16 protein-coding genes are annotated in these 17,966 nt (G+C 70.4%); all 16 read right to left on the reverse strand.

What is annotated here, in order from left to right:
• Positions 1–3: 3 nt before the first annotated feature.
• On the reverse strand, positions 4–1,452 hold the full coding sequence (gene pyk / locus F6J84_RS07740; protein WP_150972743.1) for a pyruvate kinase: 1,449 nt from the start codon (positions 1,450–1,452) through the stop codon (positions 4–6).
• Positions 1,453–1,500: 48 nt separating this feature from the next.
• Entirely contained in the window at positions 1,501–2,967 is a 1,467-nt protein-coding gene (locus F6J84_RS07745; RefSeq protein ID WP_150972745.1) for a glutamate synthase subunit beta, read from the reverse strand.
• Positions 2,960–7,546 carry a glutamate synthase large subunit gene (gene gltB, locus F6J84_RS07750; protein ID WP_150972747.1) on the reverse strand — a complete coding sequence of 1,529 codons (4,587 nt, stop codon included), beginning with the start codon at positions 7,544–7,546 and terminating at the stop codon, positions 2,960–2,962. Before gltB ends, F6J84_RS07745 begins: the two co-directional genes overlap by 8 nt.
• Before the next feature lie 51 nt (positions 7,547–7,597).
• A complete protein-coding gene (lgt, locus tag F6J84_RS07755) occupies positions 7,598–8,578 on the reverse strand; it encodes a prolipoprotein diacylglyceryl transferase (protein ID WP_150972749.1) in 981 nt (326 codons plus the stop codon).
• A 340-nt stretch (positions 8,579–8,918) separates the two neighbouring features.
• Complete coding sequence (trpA, locus tag F6J84_RS07760) at positions 8,919–9,704, reverse strand: tryptophan synthase subunit alpha (RefSeq protein ID WP_150972751.1); 786 nt, start codon at positions 9,702–9,704, stop codon at positions 8,919–8,921.
• On the reverse strand, positions 9,701–10,972 hold the full coding sequence (gene trpB / locus F6J84_RS07765) for a tryptophan synthase subunit beta (protein ID WP_150972753.1): 1,272 nt from the start codon (positions 10,970–10,972) through the stop codon (positions 9,701–9,703). Before trpB ends, trpA begins: the two co-directional genes overlap by 4 nt.
• A complete protein-coding gene (gene trpC / locus F6J84_RS07770) occupies positions 10,969–11,745 on the reverse strand; it encodes an indole-3-glycerol phosphate synthase TrpC (protein WP_150972755.1) in 777 nt (258 codons plus the stop codon). The genes trpB and trpC overlap by 4 nt, the downstream gene beginning before the upstream one ends.
• A 2-nt stretch (positions 11,746–11,747) precedes the next feature.
• Positions 11,748–11,978: a DUF6704 family protein gene (locus F6J84_RS07775; protein ID WP_150892519.1), complete on the reverse strand. Its 231-nt coding sequence runs from the start codon at positions 11,976–11,978 to the stop codon at positions 11,748–11,750.
• A gap of 46 nt (positions 11,979–12,024) precedes the next feature.
• Positions 12,025–12,630, reverse strand: a complete 606-nt coding sequence (locus tag F6J84_RS07780) for a Trp biosynthesis-associated membrane protein (protein ID WP_150892520.1) — start codon at positions 12,628–12,630, stop codon at positions 12,025–12,027.
• Positions 12,627–12,983 carry a phosphoribosyl-AMP cyclohydrolase gene (gene hisI / locus F6J84_RS07785; protein ID WP_150972757.1) on the reverse strand — a complete coding sequence of 119 codons (357 nt, stop codon included), beginning with the start codon at positions 12,981–12,983 and terminating at the stop codon, positions 12,627–12,629. The genes F6J84_RS07780 and hisI overlap by 4 nt, the downstream gene beginning before the upstream one ends.
• Positions 12,980–13,744 carry an imidazole glycerol phosphate synthase subunit HisF gene (gene hisF / locus F6J84_RS07790; RefSeq protein WP_150972759.1) on the reverse strand — a complete coding sequence of 255 codons (765 nt, stop codon included), beginning with the start codon at positions 13,742–13,744 and terminating at the stop codon, positions 12,980–12,982. The genes hisI and hisF overlap by 4 nt, the downstream gene beginning before the upstream one ends.
• Positions 13,744–14,586 (reverse strand): ATP phosphoribosyltransferase, encoded by an 843-nt coding sequence (hisG, locus tag F6J84_RS07795; RefSeq protein WP_150972762.1) that lies wholly within the window; start codon positions 14,584–14,586, stop codon positions 13,744–13,746. Before hisG ends, hisF begins: the two co-directional genes overlap by 1 nt.
• A gap of 43 nt (positions 14,587–14,629) precedes the next feature.
• Positions 14,630–14,893 (reverse strand): phosphoribosyl-ATP diphosphatase, encoded by a 264-nt coding sequence (locus tag F6J84_RS07800; protein WP_150892524.1) that lies wholly within the window; start codon positions 14,891–14,893, stop codon positions 14,630–14,632.
• A gap of 40 nt (positions 14,894–14,933) precedes the next feature.
• Positions 14,934–15,593 carry a ribulose-phosphate 3-epimerase gene (rpe, locus tag F6J84_RS07805; protein WP_150974740.1) on the reverse strand — a complete coding sequence of 220 codons (660 nt, stop codon included), beginning with the start codon at positions 15,591–15,593 and terminating at the stop codon, positions 14,934–14,936.
• A gap of 84 nt (positions 15,594–15,677) precedes the next feature.
• A complete protein-coding gene (locus F6J84_RS07810) occupies positions 15,678–17,048 on the reverse strand; it encodes an RsmB/NOP family class I SAM-dependent RNA methyltransferase (RefSeq protein WP_150972764.1) in 1,371 nt (456 codons plus the stop codon).
• Complete coding sequence (gene fmt / locus F6J84_RS07815; protein WP_150972766.1) at positions 17,045–17,965, reverse strand: methionyl-tRNA formyltransferase; 921 nt, start codon at positions 17,963–17,965, stop codon at positions 17,045–17,047. Before fmt ends, F6J84_RS07810 begins: the two co-directional genes overlap by 4 nt.
• Position 17,966 lies beyond the last annotated feature (1 nt).

Here is a 17,966-nt window from a genome sequence, read left to right on the forward strand (position 1 = left end):
GGGCTACTCCCCCGATTTGTAGATCGGTGCACGGCCGTTGACGGCGTCCCCGATCTTGTGGATGCGGATGTCGTTGGTCGAACCGATGATTCCGGGAGGGGAACCGGAGATCACGACGACCTTGTCCCCTTCCTTGGCGAGGTCGTTCGACAGGAAGAAGTCATCCACCTGGATGAACATGCGGTCGGTGTGCGCCACGTGCTCGACGAGGGTGGACTGGATGCCCCAGGTGAGGGCCATCCGACGTCGGATCGCCGGCTCCGGCGTGAACGCCATGAGCGGGAAACGCGGACGCAGCCGCGACATGCGCCGAGCGGTGTCGCCGGACTCGGTGAAGATGCAGACCCACTTCGCCTCGACGAACTCGGCGACCTCCATCGCGGCCAGCGTGATGGCCCCGCCCTGGGTGCGCGGCTTGGTGTTCAGCGGCGCGATGCGCTCCAGGCCGTGCTCCTCGGTGGAGTTCACGATCCGGGCCATGGTCTCGACGACCGTGACCGGGTACTTGCCCACGCTCGTCTCGCCGGAGAGCATGACCGCGTCGGCGCCGTCCAGGACGGCGTTGGCGACGTCGCTGGTCTCGGCGCGCGTGGGCACCGGGTTCTCGATCATCGACTCGAGCATCTGCGTCGCCACGATGACGGGCTTCGCCATGCGCCGGCACAGCTCGACCGCGCGCTTCTGCACGATCGGGACGGCCTCGAGCGGAAGCTCGACACCGAGATCGCCGCGGGCGACCATGATGCCGTCGAAGGCGTCGATGATCTCCTCGAGGTTGTCCACGGCCTGCGGCTTCTCGATCTTGGCGATGACGGGGACGCGGCGTCCCTCCTCGGCCATGATCACGTGCACGCGCTGGACGTCCTTCGCATCGCGCACGAACGAGAGCGCGATCACATCGGCGCCCGCTCGCAGGCCCCAGCGGAGATCCGCCTCGTCCTTCTCGGACAGGGCCGGGACGTTGACGGCGACGCCGGGCAGGTTGATGCCCTTGTTGTTCGAGACGGCACCGGCGACGATCACCTCGGTGGTGACGACGCGGCTGTCGGTCTCGATGACCTTGACGCGGACCTTGCCGTCGTCGATGAGGAGGTAGTCGCCGGGCTTCACGTCGTTCGGCAGACCCTTGAAGGTCGTCGAGACGATCTCCTTGGTGCCGGGGACGTCGTCGATGGTGATCTTGAAGATGTCACCGACCGCCAGCTCGTGGGGGCCGTCCGCGAACTTGCCCAGACGGATCTTCGGGCCCTGCAGGTCGACCAGGATGGCCACCGCACGTCCGGCGTCTTCAGCAGCCCGGCGCACGTTCGCGAAGTTCGCGTCGTGCACGGAGTAGTCCCCGTGGGAAAGGTTGAGCCGGGCCACGTCCACCCCTGCGTCGATGATCGAGCGGACCATCTCGTAGGAGGAAGTTGCCGGGCCGAGGGTTGCGACGATCTTCGCGCGTCTCATCCGTTTATCGTGCTCCGCTTTTGTAGTAGTGGGGATGCCTCGGCCAGCCTACGCGGGCTGGAGTCCGATAGCGACATCCGTGGGTCGGACGGGCGACGGCAGCGCCGTGTCGCCCATCAGATAGGTGTCGACGGCCGCAGCTGCGGCGCGTCCTTCCGCGATCGCCCAGACGATGAGCGACTGACCGCGACCGGCGTCGCCGGCGACGAACACGCCGGGGGCGGTGGTCTGGTAGTCGTTGTCCCGCTCGACGTTGCCGCGTCCGGTGAACTGCGCGCCCAGCTGGGTCTCCAGCTCGGTGCGCTCCGGTCCGGTGAATCCCATGGCGATGAGCACGAGGTCGGCCGGGATCTCCCGTTCGGTCCCGCTCTTGGGCACGCGCCGGCCGTCCAGGTATTCGGTCTCGGCGACGCGCAGAGCCCGGACCTCGCCCACGTCGTTGCCGAGGAACTCGACCGTGGAGGCGAGGAAGACGCGTTCGCCGCCCTCCTCGTGCGCCGAGGAGACCTCGAACAGCGTGGGGGTCGTCGGCCACGGCTGGTCGCCGGTACGGGATGCGGGCGGCTGCTTGCCGATGGCGAGGTTCGTGACGCTGAGTGCGCCCTGGCGGTGCGCGGTACCGATGCAGTCGGCCCCCGTGTCGCCGCCGCCGATGACGATGACGTGCTTGCCCTCGGCGCTGATCTGGTTCGGGACCTGATCGCCGGCCACCGCGTGGTTCGACTCCACCAAGTACTCCATGGCGAAGTGCACTCCGGCGAGGTCGCGGCCGGGGATGGCGAGATCACGGGCGACGGTCGAGCCGGTCGCGACCACGACCGCGTCGTAGCGCGTGCGCAGGTCCGACCAGGAGATGTCGCGGCCGATCTCGACGCCGGCCCGGAAGCGCGTCCCCTCGTTCTGCATCTGACGCAGACGGGTCTCGAGGTGCTTCTTCTCCATCTTGAAGTCCGGGATGCCGTAGCGCAGGAGTCCCCCGATGCGGTCGTCCCGCTCGAAGACCGCCACCGTGTGACCGGCGCGGGTCAGTTGCTGCGCGGCGGCGAGCCCGGCAGGGCCGGAACCGACGACCGCGACCGTCTTACCGGTCAGCCGCTCCGGCGGCTCGGGCTCGACCCAGCCGTGGGCGAAGGCCTCGTCGATGATCGAGACCTCGACCTGCTTGATCGTCACGGCGGGCTGGTTGATTCCCAGCACGCAGGCGCTCTCGCAGGGGGCCGGGCACAGGCGGCCGGTGAACTCGGGGAAGTTGTTCGTCGCGTGCAGACGCTCGATCGCCGCGCGGCCCTCGCCCCGCCAGATGAGGTCGTTCCACTCCGGGATGAGGTTCCCGAGCGGGCAACCCTTGTGGCAGAACGGGATTCCGCAGTCCATGCAGCGGCCGGCCTGGCGGCGGAGCACCGCGGAGTCGCCCGGTTCGTAGACCTCTTTCCAGTCCATGATGCGGACCGGGACCGGACGACGGGCGGGGAGCTCTCGCTCGGTGACTTTCAGAAAACCTTTCGGGTCAGCCACCCGTCACCTCCATGATGCGGTTCCACACGACGTCGCCGTCGGGGTCGAGCCCCTCGGCCAGTGCGACCTCACGGGTCTGCAGCACCGCCGCGTAGTCGCGCGGGACAGCCCGCACGAAGTTCTTCACTTCCTCCTCGAAGTCCTCGAGAAGGCGTGCTGCGAGCGTCGACTCGGTCTCGGCGAGGTGCCGCTGCAGCAGGTCGCGGAGGATCTCCGCGTCGCCCGACCCCAGGGGGCCGAGCTCGAGTTCGCCGCCCAAGAGCGATTCGCGGTTCACCAGCTTCTCGTCGAGACGGTAGATGTAGGCGGTGCCGCCCGACATCCCCGCTCCGAGGTTGCGTCCGGTCGCCCCGAGGATCACGGCGAGTCCGCCGGTCATGTACTCCAGCGCGTGGTCGCCCACCCCCTCGACGACGGCCGTGGCACCGGAGTTGCGGACGAGGAATCGCTCGCCCACGGTGCCGCGCAGGAACATCGTGCCCTGCGTTGCGCCGTAGCCGATGACGTTCCCGGCGATGACGTTCTCCGAGGCGTCGAAGGCGGCGTCACGCGGCGGTCGCACGACGATCTGACCACCCGAGAGGCCCTTGCCGACGTAGTCGTTCGAGTCGCCTTCGAGCCGGAGCGTGATGCCTGCCGGCATGAAGGCTCCGAAGGACTGCCCGGCCGAGCCGGTCAAGGAGACCTCGATCGATCCGGAGGGCAGGCCGTTCTCACCGTGCGCCTTCGTGACGTGGTGGCCGAGCATCGTGCCGACCGCCCGCTCCGTGTTGCGGATGGGGAGGGAGATCTCCACATGTCCACCGTGCGCGATGACGTCCTGTGCGCGCTGGATCAGTCCGACGTCGAAGTGCTCTTCGAGCTCGTGCAGCTGCTCCCGCTTGTTGCGCCGCGGCTCGTCGTCCGCGAACGCCGGGCCCTCCAGCACGGGGGTGAGATCCAGTCCGCTGGCCTTCCAGTGCTCCACGGCACCGTTCACGTCCAGCAGCTCGGTGTGGCCGATCGCCTCGTCGAGGGACCGGAACCCGAGCTCGGCGAGGTACTCGCGCACCTCTTCCGCGATGAACTCCATGAAGTTGACGACGAACTCCGGCTTACCGGTGAACCGCGACCGCAGCACGGGGTTCTGCGTGGCGACACCCACCGGGCAGGTGTCGAGGTGGCACACGCGCATCATGATGCAGCCGGAGACGACCAGCGGCGCGGTGGCGAAGCCGAACTCCTCGGCGCCCAGCAGGGCACCGATGACGACGTCGCGACCCGTCTTGAGCTGGCCGTCCACCTGCACGACGACCCGGTCCCGCATCCCGTTCAGCATCAGGGTCTGCTGGGTCTCGGCCAGGCCGAGCTCCCAGGGCGTCCCGGCGTGCTTGAGGGAGTTCATCGGGCTCGCGCCCGTGCCGCCGTCGTGTCCGGAGACGAGGATGACGTCGGCCAGGGCCTTCGCCGTCCCGGCGGCGACCGCACCGATGCCGGACTGGCTGACGAGTTTGACGTGCACCCGCGCCTCGGGGTTCGCGCGCTTCAGATCGAAGATGAGCTGCTTGAGGTCTTCGATCGAGTAGATGTCGTGGTGCGGCGGCGGCGAGATCAGTCCCACGCCCGGCGTCCCGCCGCGCGTGCGGGCCACCCACGGGTAGACCTTCTGCGGCGGCAGCTGACCGCCCTCGCCGGGCTTGGCGCCCTGCGCGAGCTTGATCTGGATGTCGTCCGCTTCGGTGAGGTACAGGCTCGTGACGCCGAACCGGCCGGAGGCCACCTGCTTGATCGCACTGCGGCGGGTGGGGTCGAGCAGACGGTCGACGTCCTCCCCGCCCTCACCGGTGTTCGACTTCGCACCGATGCTGTTCATCGCGATCGCGAGGGTCTCGTGCGCCTCCTTGGAGATGGAGCCGTAGCTCATCGCCCCGGTGGAGAAACGCTTCACGATCGATGAGACGGGCTCGACCTCGTCGAGGGGAACACGCGGGCGCTGGCCGGTGCGCAGGGAGAACAGGCCGCGCAGGGTCTTCAGCTCCTGCGCCTGGTCGTCCACGAGCTTCGTGTACTCGCGGAAGATGTCGTAACGCCGCTCGCGGGTCGCGTGCTGCAGCCGGAAGACGGTGTCCGGGTTGAACAGGTGCGGAGCGCCGTCCCGACGCCACTGGTACTCCCCGCCGGTCCACAACCGCTCGTGGGCGCGGGGAGCGTGGTCCTCCGGGTAAGCGAAATCGTGACGGGCCTGGTTCTCGGTTGCGATCTCCTCGATGCCGATGCCGCCGAGCTTCGTCTCGGTGCCCGTGAAGTACTCGTCCACGAACTCCTGGGACAGCCCGATCGCCTCGAAGACCTGGGCGCCGGCGTACGAGGACACCGTGGAGATGCCCATCTTGGACATGATCTTCAGCACGCCCTTGCCGAGCGCGTAGATCAGGTTCTTGACGGCCTTCTCCGGGCTGCGGTCGGTGATGAAACCGGCACGCACCAGGTACTCCACGGTCTCCATGGCCAGGTACGGGTTCACCGCGGAGGCGCCGTAGCCGATCAGCGTCGCGACGTGGTGGACCTCGCGGACGTCGCCGGCTTCCACCACCAGTCCGACCTTCATCCGGTTCTCGCGACGGATCAGGTGGTGATGGATCGCCGAGACCATGAGCAACGACGGGATCGGGACGAGGTCCTTGTTGGAGTCACGGTCGCTGAGGATGAGGAACTCGGCGCCGTCCGCGATGGCGCGGTCGGCCTCCTCGCACATCTCGGCCAGGCGCGCCTTCATCGTGCCGGGGCCGGCATCGAAGTGGTAGAGACCCCGGATGATGGCGCTGCGGCGGCCGGGCATCGCCTGGTGGATGTTCTGCAGCTTCGCCAGCTCGTCGTTGTCGATGACCGGGAAGTCGAGCGTGACCGCACGGGCGTGGTCCGGACCCTCGGAGAGGAGGTTCCCCTCCGGGCCGAGACCGAGCGAGAGCGAGGTCACGACCTCTTCGCGGATCGAGTCGAGCGGCGGGTTCGTCACCTGCGCGAACTGCTGGGTGAAGTAGTCGAACAGCAGGCGCGGGCGTTCGCTGAGCACCGCGATCGGCGTGTCGCTGCCCATGGCCCCGAGCGGCTCGGCGCCGTTCTGCCCCATCGGGGTCAGCAGCAGCCGCACCTCCTCCTCGGTGTACCCGAACGTGCGCTGACGACGGGTGATGGAGGCGATGGGGTGCACGATGTGCTCGCGCTCGGGAAGGTCGGCCAGGCGCACCCGGTTGGTCAGCCACTCCCGCCACGGACGCAGGGAAGCCAGCTCCGACTTGATCTCCTCGTCCTCGACGATGCGCCGCTGCGCGGTGTCGACGAGGAACATCCGGCCGGGCTGGAGTCGTCCGCGGCGCTTGATGCGCTCCGGAGCGAAGTCCAGCACACCCGTCTCGCTGCCGATGACGACGAGGCCGTCGGTGGTCTCCGTCCAGCGGCCGGGGCGCAGTCCGTTGCGGTCCAGGGTCGCGCCGACCACGGTGCCGTCGGTGAAGATCAGCGCGGCGGGACCGTCCCACGGCTCCATCTGCATGGAGTGGTACTCGTAGAAGGCCCGCAGATCCGCATCCATGTCCGGCTGCTTCTCGTACGCCTCCGGGACCATCATCATGATCGCGTGCGGCAGGCTCCGACCGGTGAGGGTCAGCAGCTCCAGGACCTCGTCGAACGAGGCCGAGTCGCTGGCGCCGTCGGTGCAGATGGGCAGGAGCGGACGGATCTCCCCGAGCAGCTCGGACTCGAGCTGCGACTGACGCGCCCGCATCCAGTTGCGGTTCCCCTTGACCGTGTTGATCTCACCGTTGTGCGCGAGCATGCGCAGCGGCTGGGCGAGCGGCCAGGACGGGAACGTGTTCGTGGAGTAGCGGGAGTGCACGACGGCGAGCTCCGACGCGAAGCGCTCGTCCTGCAGATCCGGGTAGAAGGGCTCCAGCTGAAGGGTCGTGACCATGCCCTTGTAGCCGAGCGTGCGGCTCGAGAGCGACACGAAGTACGCGTCGAGCTCGTTCCGGGCGCGCTTGCGCAGGCGGAAGACCCGGCGATCCAGCGCGATGCCGGAGAGGGCGGGCGCATCCCCCACCGCTGGGCGCGAGAGGAACAGCTGCTCGAACACGGGCCGTGCCTCGAGCGCCAGCTTGCCGAGGTGCTCCTCGACCGTGGGCACCTCGCGCCAGCCGAGCACCACGAGGTTCTCGGCCGCGGCGATCCGCTCGATCCCGGCCTTCTGCGCGGCGCGGGCGTCGTCGTCGCGCGGCAGGAACGCCATCCCGGCCGCGTACTCCCCCACCGGCGGCAGGTCGAAGTCGACCACCGCGCGCAGGAAGGCATCCGGCATCTGCGTGAGGATGCCCGCGCCGTCACCGGTGCCCGCATCCGACCCGATCGCACCGCGGTGCTCGAGGTTGCGCAGCGCGGTGAGCGCGAGATCGATGATGTCGTGCCCGGCCTCGCCGCGAAGGGTCGCGACCATGGCGAGGCCGCACGCGTCCTTCTCGAAGGCAGGGTTGTACATCCCCTGCTTGGCCGGGAACGTTCCGAAGGTCTGCGGCCCTACAGCGCCGTGACGGGGGCTCGAAGCCATACCAACCGTCCTCTGTTGATGCTCGTGCTGGGACGACGTCGGCCCTGAATGTTAGTTGTGGGCGGCAGAGCTTGTGGCCGTGCGCTCGGTGCTTACCTCAGTTGCGGGCGGTTCGCTCACGTCAACGAAGTCTTCGGTGTTCTGCGATTGTACAGCCGACTTGGCCGTCCACTCACGACCGGGTCGATACGGGGACGGCTCGAGTCCGGGATGACGGCGCTTCTGCACGATCATGATGGCCAGTCCCAGCACCACGCCGATGATCGCAGCCCAGACATTCGTGCGCAGACCCAGGTAGATCTCGCTGGGATCGATCCGGATGGACTCCCACACGATCCGGCCCGCGCTGTACCAGACGAGGTACAGGCCGAACAGGCGGCCCCACTGCATCCGGAACCGGTTGCCGGCCCAGATCAGCACCGCGGCGCCGAGCAGGTTCCAGACCACCTCGTAGAGGAACGTGGGCTGGAACAGCGTGTCCGCGGGCATCCCGATCGGGAACGCCGGGTTGTCCGGCGAGATCTCCAGGCCCCACCAGGCATCCGTCGGCTGGCCGAAGAGCTCCTGGTTGAAGTAGTTGCCGAACCGGCCCAACGCCTGCGCGATGAGCAGGCCCGGGGCGAGGGCGTCGGCGAACGTCCAGAACCGGATGCCGGTCCAGCGGCAACCGATCAGCGCACCCACGGCGCCGCCGATCAGGGCGCCGTAGATCGCGATCCCGCCCTCCCAGATGTAGAACACCGTGGCGAAGTCCTTGCCCTCCCCGAAGTAGAACCCGGGGTGGGTGAGCACGTGGTAGACGCGGGCGCCGATGATCGCCAGGGGTACGGCGAACAGGCAGATGTCGATCACGACCCACGGCTCGGCACCGCGGCGGGTGAGCCGCTGGTTCGTGAGCAGCGCCGCCACGACGATGCCCGCGATGATGCAGAGCGCATAGAAGTGGATGCGCGGTCCACCGTCCCAGAGGTCGATGTAGCTGATCGACGGGCTCGGGATGCTGGTGAACACGGAGAGAGCCGAGAAAGTCACGTCGGCGAGTCTACTGGGCGTGGCGCTCGCGTCCGTGCCTCCGTCGTTTCAGTGGAGCCCCGCCCGCGCGCAGCGCGCACAACGGCTGAGATCGGGGGTGACACCCCGTGCGGGGGCGCCCGGCCGCGGCGTGTCGGGCGAGATCCGTGCCGTTGTGCCGGAGGGGGCAGGGCGGATGCCGCGGTGCGCGCAGCGCGCACGACGGCGGAGATCGGGGGTGACACCCCGTGCGGGGGCGCCCGGCCGCGGCGTGTCGGGCGAGATCCGTGCCGTTGTGCCGGAGGGGGGCAGGGCGGGCGGATCGCCCCGCTCCGAGGGGAACGGGGCGATCCGTGGCCGATCAGGCGCGGCGGGTGCCGGCTGTCAGGGCGCGGGTCGTCTCAGCAAGGCCGTCCAGGCCTCCGTCGCGGAGGGCACGGACCAGCGCCGTGCCGACGATCGCGCCGTCGGCGTACTCGAGGACTCCGGTGACCTGATCCGCGGTGGAGATGCCGATGCCGACGCAGGCGCGGTCGACGCCGTGCTCGCGCAGGCGCGACACCAGGGTGCGGGCGGCGGCGTCCAGCTGCGCACGCTCCCCCGTGATCCCCATGGTCGAGACGGTGTAGACGAACCCGGTCGAGCTGCGCGCGACGAGCTCGAGGCGCTCGTCACTGGACGTCGGAGCGGCGAGGAACACGCGGTCCAGGCCCGTCCGCTCGCTCGCGGCGATCCAGTCCGCGGCCGCTTCGGGGGTGATGTCGGGCGTGATCAGCCCGGCACCGCCGGCTGCGGCGAGTTCGTCCGCATAGCGGTCGACGCCGTACTGGTACACCGGGTTCCAGTAGGTCATGACGAGCACCGGAACGTCCACGCGGCTGGTGATCTCGGCGATGGCGGGGAAGATGTCCCGCAACCGGAAACCGCCCGCCAGAGCGGCCTGCGTCGCCTCCTGGATGATCGCGCCGTCCATCACCGGGTCGGAGTAGGGCGGACCCAGCTCGATGACGTCAGCGCCGTTCTCGGCGAGCGTGACGGCCGCCTCGATGCTCGTGCGCAGATCGGGGTAGCCCATCGGCAGGTAGCCGATGAAGGCGCCCCGCCCCTCGGCGTGTGCGGCGTCGATCGCCGCGGCGACCCGGCTCACAGTTCCACGCCCTCTCCGCTGGCGGCCTCCGCCGGCGGAGGCACGTCCACCGGGGAGCCCTCCCCCGCCGCCTCGGCGTCGTACAGGTCGAAGTAGCGGGCCGCGGTGTCCATGTCCTTGTCGCCGCGACCGGAGAGGCAGACGACGATCACGGCGTCTGGGCCCATCTCGCGTCCGACGCGCAGGGCGCCGGCGAGGGCGTGCGCGGACTCGATCGCGGGGATGATCCCCTCGGTCCGCGAGAGCAGTCGCAGCGCCTGCATGGCCTCGTCGTCGGTGGCCGGGATGTAGCTGGCACGCCCGATGGAGGCGAGCCAGGAGTGCTCCGGCCCGACGCCCGGGTAGTCGAGACCGGCCGAGATGGAGTGGGACTCGACGGTCTGGCCGTCCTCGTCCTGCAGGACGAACGTCTTCGCACCGTGCAGGATGCCGGGACGCCCGCGTTCGATGGATGCGGCGTGCCGGGGCGTGTCCACGCCGTCGCCGGCTGCCTCGACCCCGTAGAGCGCCACGCCCTCGTCGTCGAGGAAGGCGTCGAACATGCCGATGGCGTTGGATCCGCCGCCGACGCAGGCGAAGACCGCGTCGGGGAGTCGGCCGACCTCCTCCAGCAGCTGCGCGCGGGCCTCCTCGCCGATGATCTTCTGGAAGTCGCGCACCATGGCGGGGAACGGATGCGGTCCGGCTGCGGTGCCGAAGATGTAATTGGTCGTCTCGACGCTCGCGACCCAGTCGCGGTAGGCGTCGTTGATCGCGTCCTTGAGCGTCCGGGAGCCGGTCGTGACCGGGACGACCTCGGCGCCGAGCAGCCGCATCCGGGCGACGTTGAGCGCCTGGCGCTCGGTGTCCACCTCACCCATGTAGATGGTGCAGTCCATCCCGAACAGCGCCGCCGCCGTGGCCGTCGCGACGCCGTGCTGGCCCGCTCCGGTCTCGGCGATCACCCGGGTCTTGCCCAGCCGCTTGGTCAGCAGGGCCTGCCCCAGCACGTTGTTGATCTTGTGGGATCCGGTGTGGTTGAGATCCTCGCGCTTCAGGAACACCCGCGCACCGCCGGCGTGCTCGGCGAACCGGGGCACCTCGGTGAGGACGGAGGGGCGTCCGGCGTAGGAGTGCAGGAGCGCCGCGAGTTCGGCCTGGAACTCCGGGTCGGCGATCGCGGTCTCGTAGACCTCGGTGAGCTCGTCGATGGCGGCGATGAGCGATTCGGGCATGTACCGGCCGCCGAACTCGCCGAAGAACGGGCCCTTGGCCTCGCGCAGACTCATGGGGAAACCTCCAGGAAGGATCGCAGCGTTGCGATGGGGTCACCGGTGACGAGCGCCTCGCCCACCAGCACGACATCCGCGCCGGCGTCACGATAGTGACGCACGTCGGCGGGTCGAAGGACAGCGGATTCGGCGATCTTCACCGCGTCGGCCGGGAAGCGGTCGGCCAGACGACCGAACAGGTCGCGGTCGAGCTCGAAGGTCGACAGGTCCCGCGCGTTGACGCCGATCAGACGCGCCCCGATGTCGGCGGCACGGTCGAGTTCCTCCGCGGAGTGCGTCTCCACGAGCGGGGTCATCCCGAGCTCCAGGACCAGGTCGTGCAACTGCGCCAGCACCGGCTGCTCGAGCGCCGCCACGATCAGCAGGACGAGGTCGGCGCCCGATGCGCGCGCCTCCAGCACCTGATACGGCGTGGCGATGAAGTCCTTGCGCAGGACCGGAAGCGACACGCGGGAGCGCACGGCCTCGAGATCCGCGAGGCTCCCCTTGAACCGGCGTCCCTCGGTGAGCACCGAGATCGCGCTCGCGCCGCCCTGCTCGTAGAGCGAGGCCTGCAGAGCGGGATCGGGGATGTCGGCGAGGTCGCCGCGCGACGGACTCGCGCGCTTCACCTCGGCGATGATCTTGACCCGATCGGCGGGCGCGAGGGCCGCGAGGGCGTCCCGAGCGGGTGCCTGGGCGAGCGCAGCGCGCTCCACCTCGGCACGAGACCGCTGCTGGGCGCGCGCCTCTGCATCCTCAACCGCGCCGGCCGTCAGGTCGGCGAGCATGCTCAATGCGCTTTCGAGGCGTACTTCGGGCCGTTGGCGCCCCAGCCGGCGCGGGACATGATCCAGCCGACGATCAGGCCGACGATGAGCAGACCGACGGACGCCCAGACGAGCACGGGCAGGTCGAGGAAGAAGAAGAGGGTGCCGAGGGCGACCGCGACGAGCATGATGATGACGGCCGTCCATGCCGCCGGGGAGTGTCCGTGGCCGGGGTCACCGATGGGGTTGCTCATGAGTCTCCTTCGCAGTGGATCGGGCGTCGGGTGCCCGCAGGCAAGTCTAGCGGGGGCCCCGACCTGATGTCGGATCGTCGCCCCGGCTGAGGTCGTCCCAGGAATCGATCGCGTCGAGCGGGCCCTCGTCGCGGCTCGCGGCGCGGCGGGCGGCGGCCTGGTACTTGCGGCCGCCGGTGGGCCAGCGGGCGCCGGTGACGGCCACGAAGACGCCGGCGCAGACGAGCAGGACCGCGATGACGACGGTCACGACCGGCCACGGCGTGACGGCCGTGGAGCCCACCAGGGCGGCGACGGCGGTGTCACCGGCGATGCCCGTGATCTCCGTGACGGCGGGGGCGATGGCCGACACCGGCGGGCCGGTGACGACCGGGATGCTGAGAACGGCCAGCAGGACGCCGATGGCGACGGTGAGCACACCGAACACGACACGGAGCACGCGACCGACGATCGACAGCGCCGCGCCCAGGGCGAGGACGGCCAGGCTCAGCGGGACGAGCACCGGGATCGCCGTCGCACCGGGCACCGCCACATCGGAGGCCGCGGCGTCCGCCAGGACGACGTGGATCCACGTCTGCGTCGACGACATCACGCCGACCGCACCACCCGCCAGCGTGGCGAGCACGCCGATGGAGCGGGCGCGCCGGATCACGCGTCGCCTCGCACCGGGTCGAGGCCGTCCGCGTCGAAACACGTCCGATCGCCGGTGTGGCAGGCCGCGCCCACCTGGTCGACACTCACGAGGAGCGCGTCCCCGTCGCAGTCGAGCCGCACGTCCTTCACGTACTGAGCGTGCCCGGACGTGTCGCCCTTGCGCCAGTACTCCTGGCGGGATCGCGACCAGAACGTCACCCGGCCGCTCGTGAGCGTGCGCCGCAGCGCCTCCGCATCCATCCAGCCGAGCATCAGCACCTCGCGGGTGTCGTACTGCTGGACGATGGCGGCGACCAGACCGTCGGGCGTGAAGGTCACGCGGGCGATGCGCTCCTCGAGCGTCTCGGTCATGCGCGCACCTCGATGCCGTCTGCGGCCAGCGCGTCCTTGACGTCGCCGATGGTGAGCTGGCCGGAGTGGAAGACGGAAGCGGCGAGCACGGCGTCCGCGCCCGCGTGGATGGCCGGGGCGAAGTCCGCCGCCCGGCCGGCACCGCCCGAGGCGATCACCGGGACCGTGGAGAGTTCGCGCATCAGGGCGACGAGTTCGAGGTCGAACCCGTCCTTGGTGCCGTCCGCGTCGATGGAGTTGACGAGCAGTTCGCCGGCGCCCCGCTCGACGGCCTCGCGCGCCCAGACGAGGGCGTCGAGCTCGGTCTGCGCCCGTCCGCCGTGCGTGGTGACCACGAAGCCGGAGGGCGTCGTGTCGGCGCGTTTGACGTCGAGGGAGAGCACCAGCACCTGCGCCCCGAAGCGGTCGGCGATCTCGTCGATCAGGGCGGGCCGGGCGATGGCCGCGGAGTTCACGCCGACCTTGTCCGCGCCGACGGCCAGCAGCCGCGCCACGTCCTCGGCGGAACGGACCCCTCCCCCGACGGTGAGCGGGATGAACACCTCTTCCGCGGTGCGCCGGACGACGTCGTACGTGGTGGACCGTTCGTCCACCGTCGCGGTGACGTCGAGGAAGGTGAGCTCGTCCGCGCCCTGCTCGAAGTAGAGCCGGGCCAGTTCCACGGGATCGCCCATGTCACGCAGGTTCTCGAAGTTGACGCCCTTGACCACCCGGCCGGCGGCGACGTCGAGGCACGGGATGACCCGGCACGCGAGGCTCATCAGAGCCTCGCGTTGTGGATCTCGGTCACGAGGATGGCCCGCGCGCCGATCGCATACAGCCCGTCCATGACCTGGTTGACGTTCTTGCGCGGGCTCATCACGCGGACGGCGACCCACGCGGGATCGCGCAGCGGCGAGATCGTGGGCGACTCGATGCCCGGCGCCACGGCGATCGCCTCGTCGACGAGCTCGACGGGCAGGTCGTAGTCGATCAGCACGTACTGGCGCGCCACGAGGACACCGCGCAGGCGCCTCAGGAGCGTGTCGAGACCCTCGGGTTCCTGCGGTCCGGTGATGAGGACGGCGTCGGACTCGAGCAGGACCGGTCCGAAGATCTCCAGTCCCGCCTGGCGGAGGGTGGTTCCGGTGGACACGACGTCCGCGACCGCGTCCGCGACACCCAGCTCCACGGCAGACTCGACGGCCCCGTCCAGCGGTACGAGGTCCACGGCGACACCGTGCTCGTCGAGGTACGCGTCCACGAGTCCCGGGTAGGCGGTGGCCACCCGGCACCCGTCCAGGTCCTTCAGGTCGGAGAAGCGTCCGGGCGGGCCGGCGAAGCGGAAGGTGGACCCGCCGAACCCGAGAGCCTCGATCTCGCGGGCGCCCGGCATCCGGGCGTCCAGCAGCAGGTCGCGGCCGGTGATCCCGACATCCAGGGCTCCCGAACCGACATACGTGGCGATGTCCTTGGGACGCAGGTAGAAGAACTCGACGCCGTTGACCGGGTCGATCACGTGCAGGTCCTTGGGGTCGCGACGACCCGTGTAGCCCGCCTCGGCCAGCATGGCGTGGGCGGTGTCGGCCAGCGAGCCCTTGTTGGGCACGGCGATTCTCAGCATGGGGGAAGACTCTCTTCGGTGACGGACGGGATGGGGCGACCGGTCACAGATGTCGGTAGACGTCCTGCAGGGTCAGGCCCTTGGCGAGCATGAGGACCTGCAGGTGGTAGAGCAGCTGGGAGATCTCCTCCGCCGCTTCATCGGACGTCTCGTACTCGGCGGCCATCCACACCTCGGCGGCCTCCTCGACGATCTTCTTGCCGATCGTGTGCACACCGGCATCGAGCTCGGCAACCGTGCCGGATCCGGCCGGCCGGGTGGCCGCCTTCTCGCTGAGCTCCGCGAACAGATCGTCGAACGTCTTCACCGTCCCAGGGTATCGAACCCCACGACCCCTTCGGACCCGTTCAGTGCGCGTGGGCGTGTGCGGCGGTGGCGCGCAGTCCCGCGATGGCCTGCTCCGGATCCCCGGCGCCGAACACGGCCGACCCGGCGACGAAGGTGTCGGCGCCGGCCTCGGCCGCCTGAGCGATGGTCGATTCGCTGATCCCGCCGTCGACCTGGAGCCACACCGCCGAGCCCCGTCGCCGCGCCTCGGCGGCGAGCGTGCGGAGTTTGGGCATGGTCTCCGGCATGAAGGATTGACCGCCGAAGCCGGGCTCGACGGTCATCACGAGGATCTGATCGAACTCGTCGAGCACGTCGAGGAGCCCCTCCACCCCCGTGCCGGGTTTGACGGCCACCCCGGCCCTCGCACCGATCGCGCGCAGGCGACGCGCCAGGGCCACGGGGTCGTCGGCCGCCTCGAGATGGAAGGTCACGGACGCCGCGCCGAGTTCCGCGTAGCCGGGCGCCCACCGGTCGGGCGCGTCGATCATGAGGTGCACGTCGAGCGGCACGGGGCTGGTCTCCTGGATGCGGCCGACCATCTGCGGCCCGAAGGTGAGGTTCGGGACGAAATGGTTGTCCATCACGTCGACGTGCACGAAGTCGGCCGAGGCGATCCGGGCGAGCTCGGCCTGCATGTTGACGAAGTCGGCGGCCAGGATCGACGGGTTGATGCGCATATCGGTCACGCACCCATTATGTCGACCCCACGCGCGGTCGACCGCCCGCGCCGTCGACCGCCCGCGTGGTCGGCCACTGCGCCCTCAGCGTCGGCGCAGGAGCGACAGGAACATCGCGTCCGTGCCGTGGCGGTGCGGCCACAGCTGCGCGCGACCCGAGCCGCTCGCCGGCTCCGGCAGATCCAACGGCGTCCGGGAGACCGACTGCACGGCGGCGCGGGCGTCGAGCTCCTCGACCTCGTCGCCCCATTGCCGCAGCGCCTCCGCCACGACACCCGTGGTCTCGGCGAGGTGCGGAGAGCAGGTGACGTAGGCGACCACGCCGCCGGGACGCAGCGCGGTGATCGCCGCGGAGAGGAGCTCCCCCTGCAGCGCGCTCAGATCGGCCACGTCCGCCGCCGACTTGCGCCAGCGCGCCTCGGGCCGCCGACGCAGCGCTCCCAGACCGGTGCAGGGGGCGTCGACGAGGATCCGGTCGTAGGTGCCGGCGGCCGCAGCGGCACGCTCGCGTCCGTCCATCTCGCTGACCGGCACATCGGCGGGGACGCCGCGGAGCGCGGAGCGGACGAGGCCCGCCCGAGCGTGCGAGATCTCGTTCGCCTCGAGCGTGGCGCCCTGCACGATCGCCTCGGCGGCCAGGAGGGCGGTCTTTCCCCCGGGGCCGGCGCAGAGATCGAGCCACCGCTCCCCCGTCCGCGCCGGCACGGCGCGGGCGAGCGCGAGCGCCACCAGCTGCGAGCCCTCGTCCTGCACACGGATGCGACCGTCCGCCGCGCGCACGACGTGCTCCGGGTCCCCGCCGGCGGACACCGCGCCCACCGGGGAGTACGGCGTCGGCGACAGCCCGTCCGGGCGTTCCGCGAGACCCGGCAGCACCGCGAGGGTGACGCGCGGGGATGCGTTGTCCGCCCGCAGAAGCTCGTCGAGTTCGTCTGCGCGTCCCTCGGCGGCGAGGGCGCGCCGGAACGCGCGCAGGATCCACACCGGATGCGAGGTCGCGAGGCCCAGACGCTCGTCGTCCGAACGCGCCGTTTCCTGGATGCGGGTGATCCACTCGCCGGGCGTGTCGCGGGAGATGCGCCGTAGCACGGCGTTGGCGAACCCGGTCGGCCCCGGCCCCGCCGTCGCCCGGACGAGGGCGACCGTCTCGTGCACCGCGGCATGGGAGGCGATCCGGGTCGACAGGAGCTGATGCGTCCCCAGCCGGAGGGCGTCCAGGACGTCCGCGTCGATCTCCTGGGTGGGCCGCCCCGCCGCCAGCGCGATGATCGCATCGTAGGTGCCCTCGCGGCGCAGGGTCCCGTAGGCGAGCTCGGTGGCCAGCGCCGCATCCTGGGTCGTGAGCCCCGCGCGCTCGATCTCGACGGGGAGCAGCAGGTTCGCGTAGGCCTCGTCCCGGTGGACGGCGCGCAGCGTCTCGTAGGCGACCCGACGCGGTCCGCGGGCGGCGTTCACGAGCCCACCGCCGGATCCGTCGTGCGAAGACCCCGGAACCAGTCCGCAGCGGACATCGCGCCTCTTCCCGCGGGCTGCACCCGCACGATCTCCAACGGCTCGGTGGCAGTCCCCACCAGCACCCTCCGGCCCTCGCTGACCAGCGCGCCCGGTCGCAGCGTCACGGCGGTGTCGCCGGGACGCAGCTCGAGCACCTTGACCCGCTGGGAATCCAGCGTCGTGAACGCTCCGGGTTCGGGCGTCGTGCCCTGCCACCGCGCCACGATCTCCTCGGCGGAGGCGGTCCAGTCCAGACGTCCGTCCTCCGCGGTCAGCTTGTGCGCGTAGGACGGTTCGCCGGTCTGTGCGACGGCGACGGCCGTGCCCGCCGCGATCTCGTCGACCACCCGCAGCAGCAGCCCGGCGCCCTCCTGCGCCAGATCCGTCAGGACACGGTCGGCGGTCGCGAGCGGGGGGACGCGGTAACGCACCTGGCCCAGGACGTCGCCCGCGTCGAGGCCGGCGACGAGCTGGAACACGTCGGCGCCGGTCTCCCGCTCCCCCGCCATGAGCGCACGCTGCACGGGGGCGGCGCCCCGCCAGGCCGGCAGGAGCGAGAAGTGCAGGTTGATCCAGCCGTGCCGCGGGGTGGACAGCAGGGGCTCGCGCACCAGGGCCCCGTACGCCACGATGACCCCGAGATCGGGGCGCAGGCCCTCGATGCGGGCGGTCGCCGCGTCGTCGAGCCGATCGGTCCGGTGCACGGTGAGGCCGAGCTGCTCGGCCGCGATCGCGACCGGCGACGGGGTGAGCACGCGCTTGCGGCCGACCGGCGCGTCGGTCCGGGTGATGACGTCCACGACGTCGTGGGCGGATGCAGCGAGCACCTGCAGGGACGGGACAGCCGCGTCGGGCGTTCCCGCGAAGACGAGACGCATG

This window comes from Microbacterium caowuchunii, from assembly GCF_008727755.1.
GTDB classification, from domain to species: Bacteria; Actinomycetota; Actinomycetes; order Actinomycetales; family Microbacteriaceae; genus Microbacterium; species Microbacterium caowuchunii.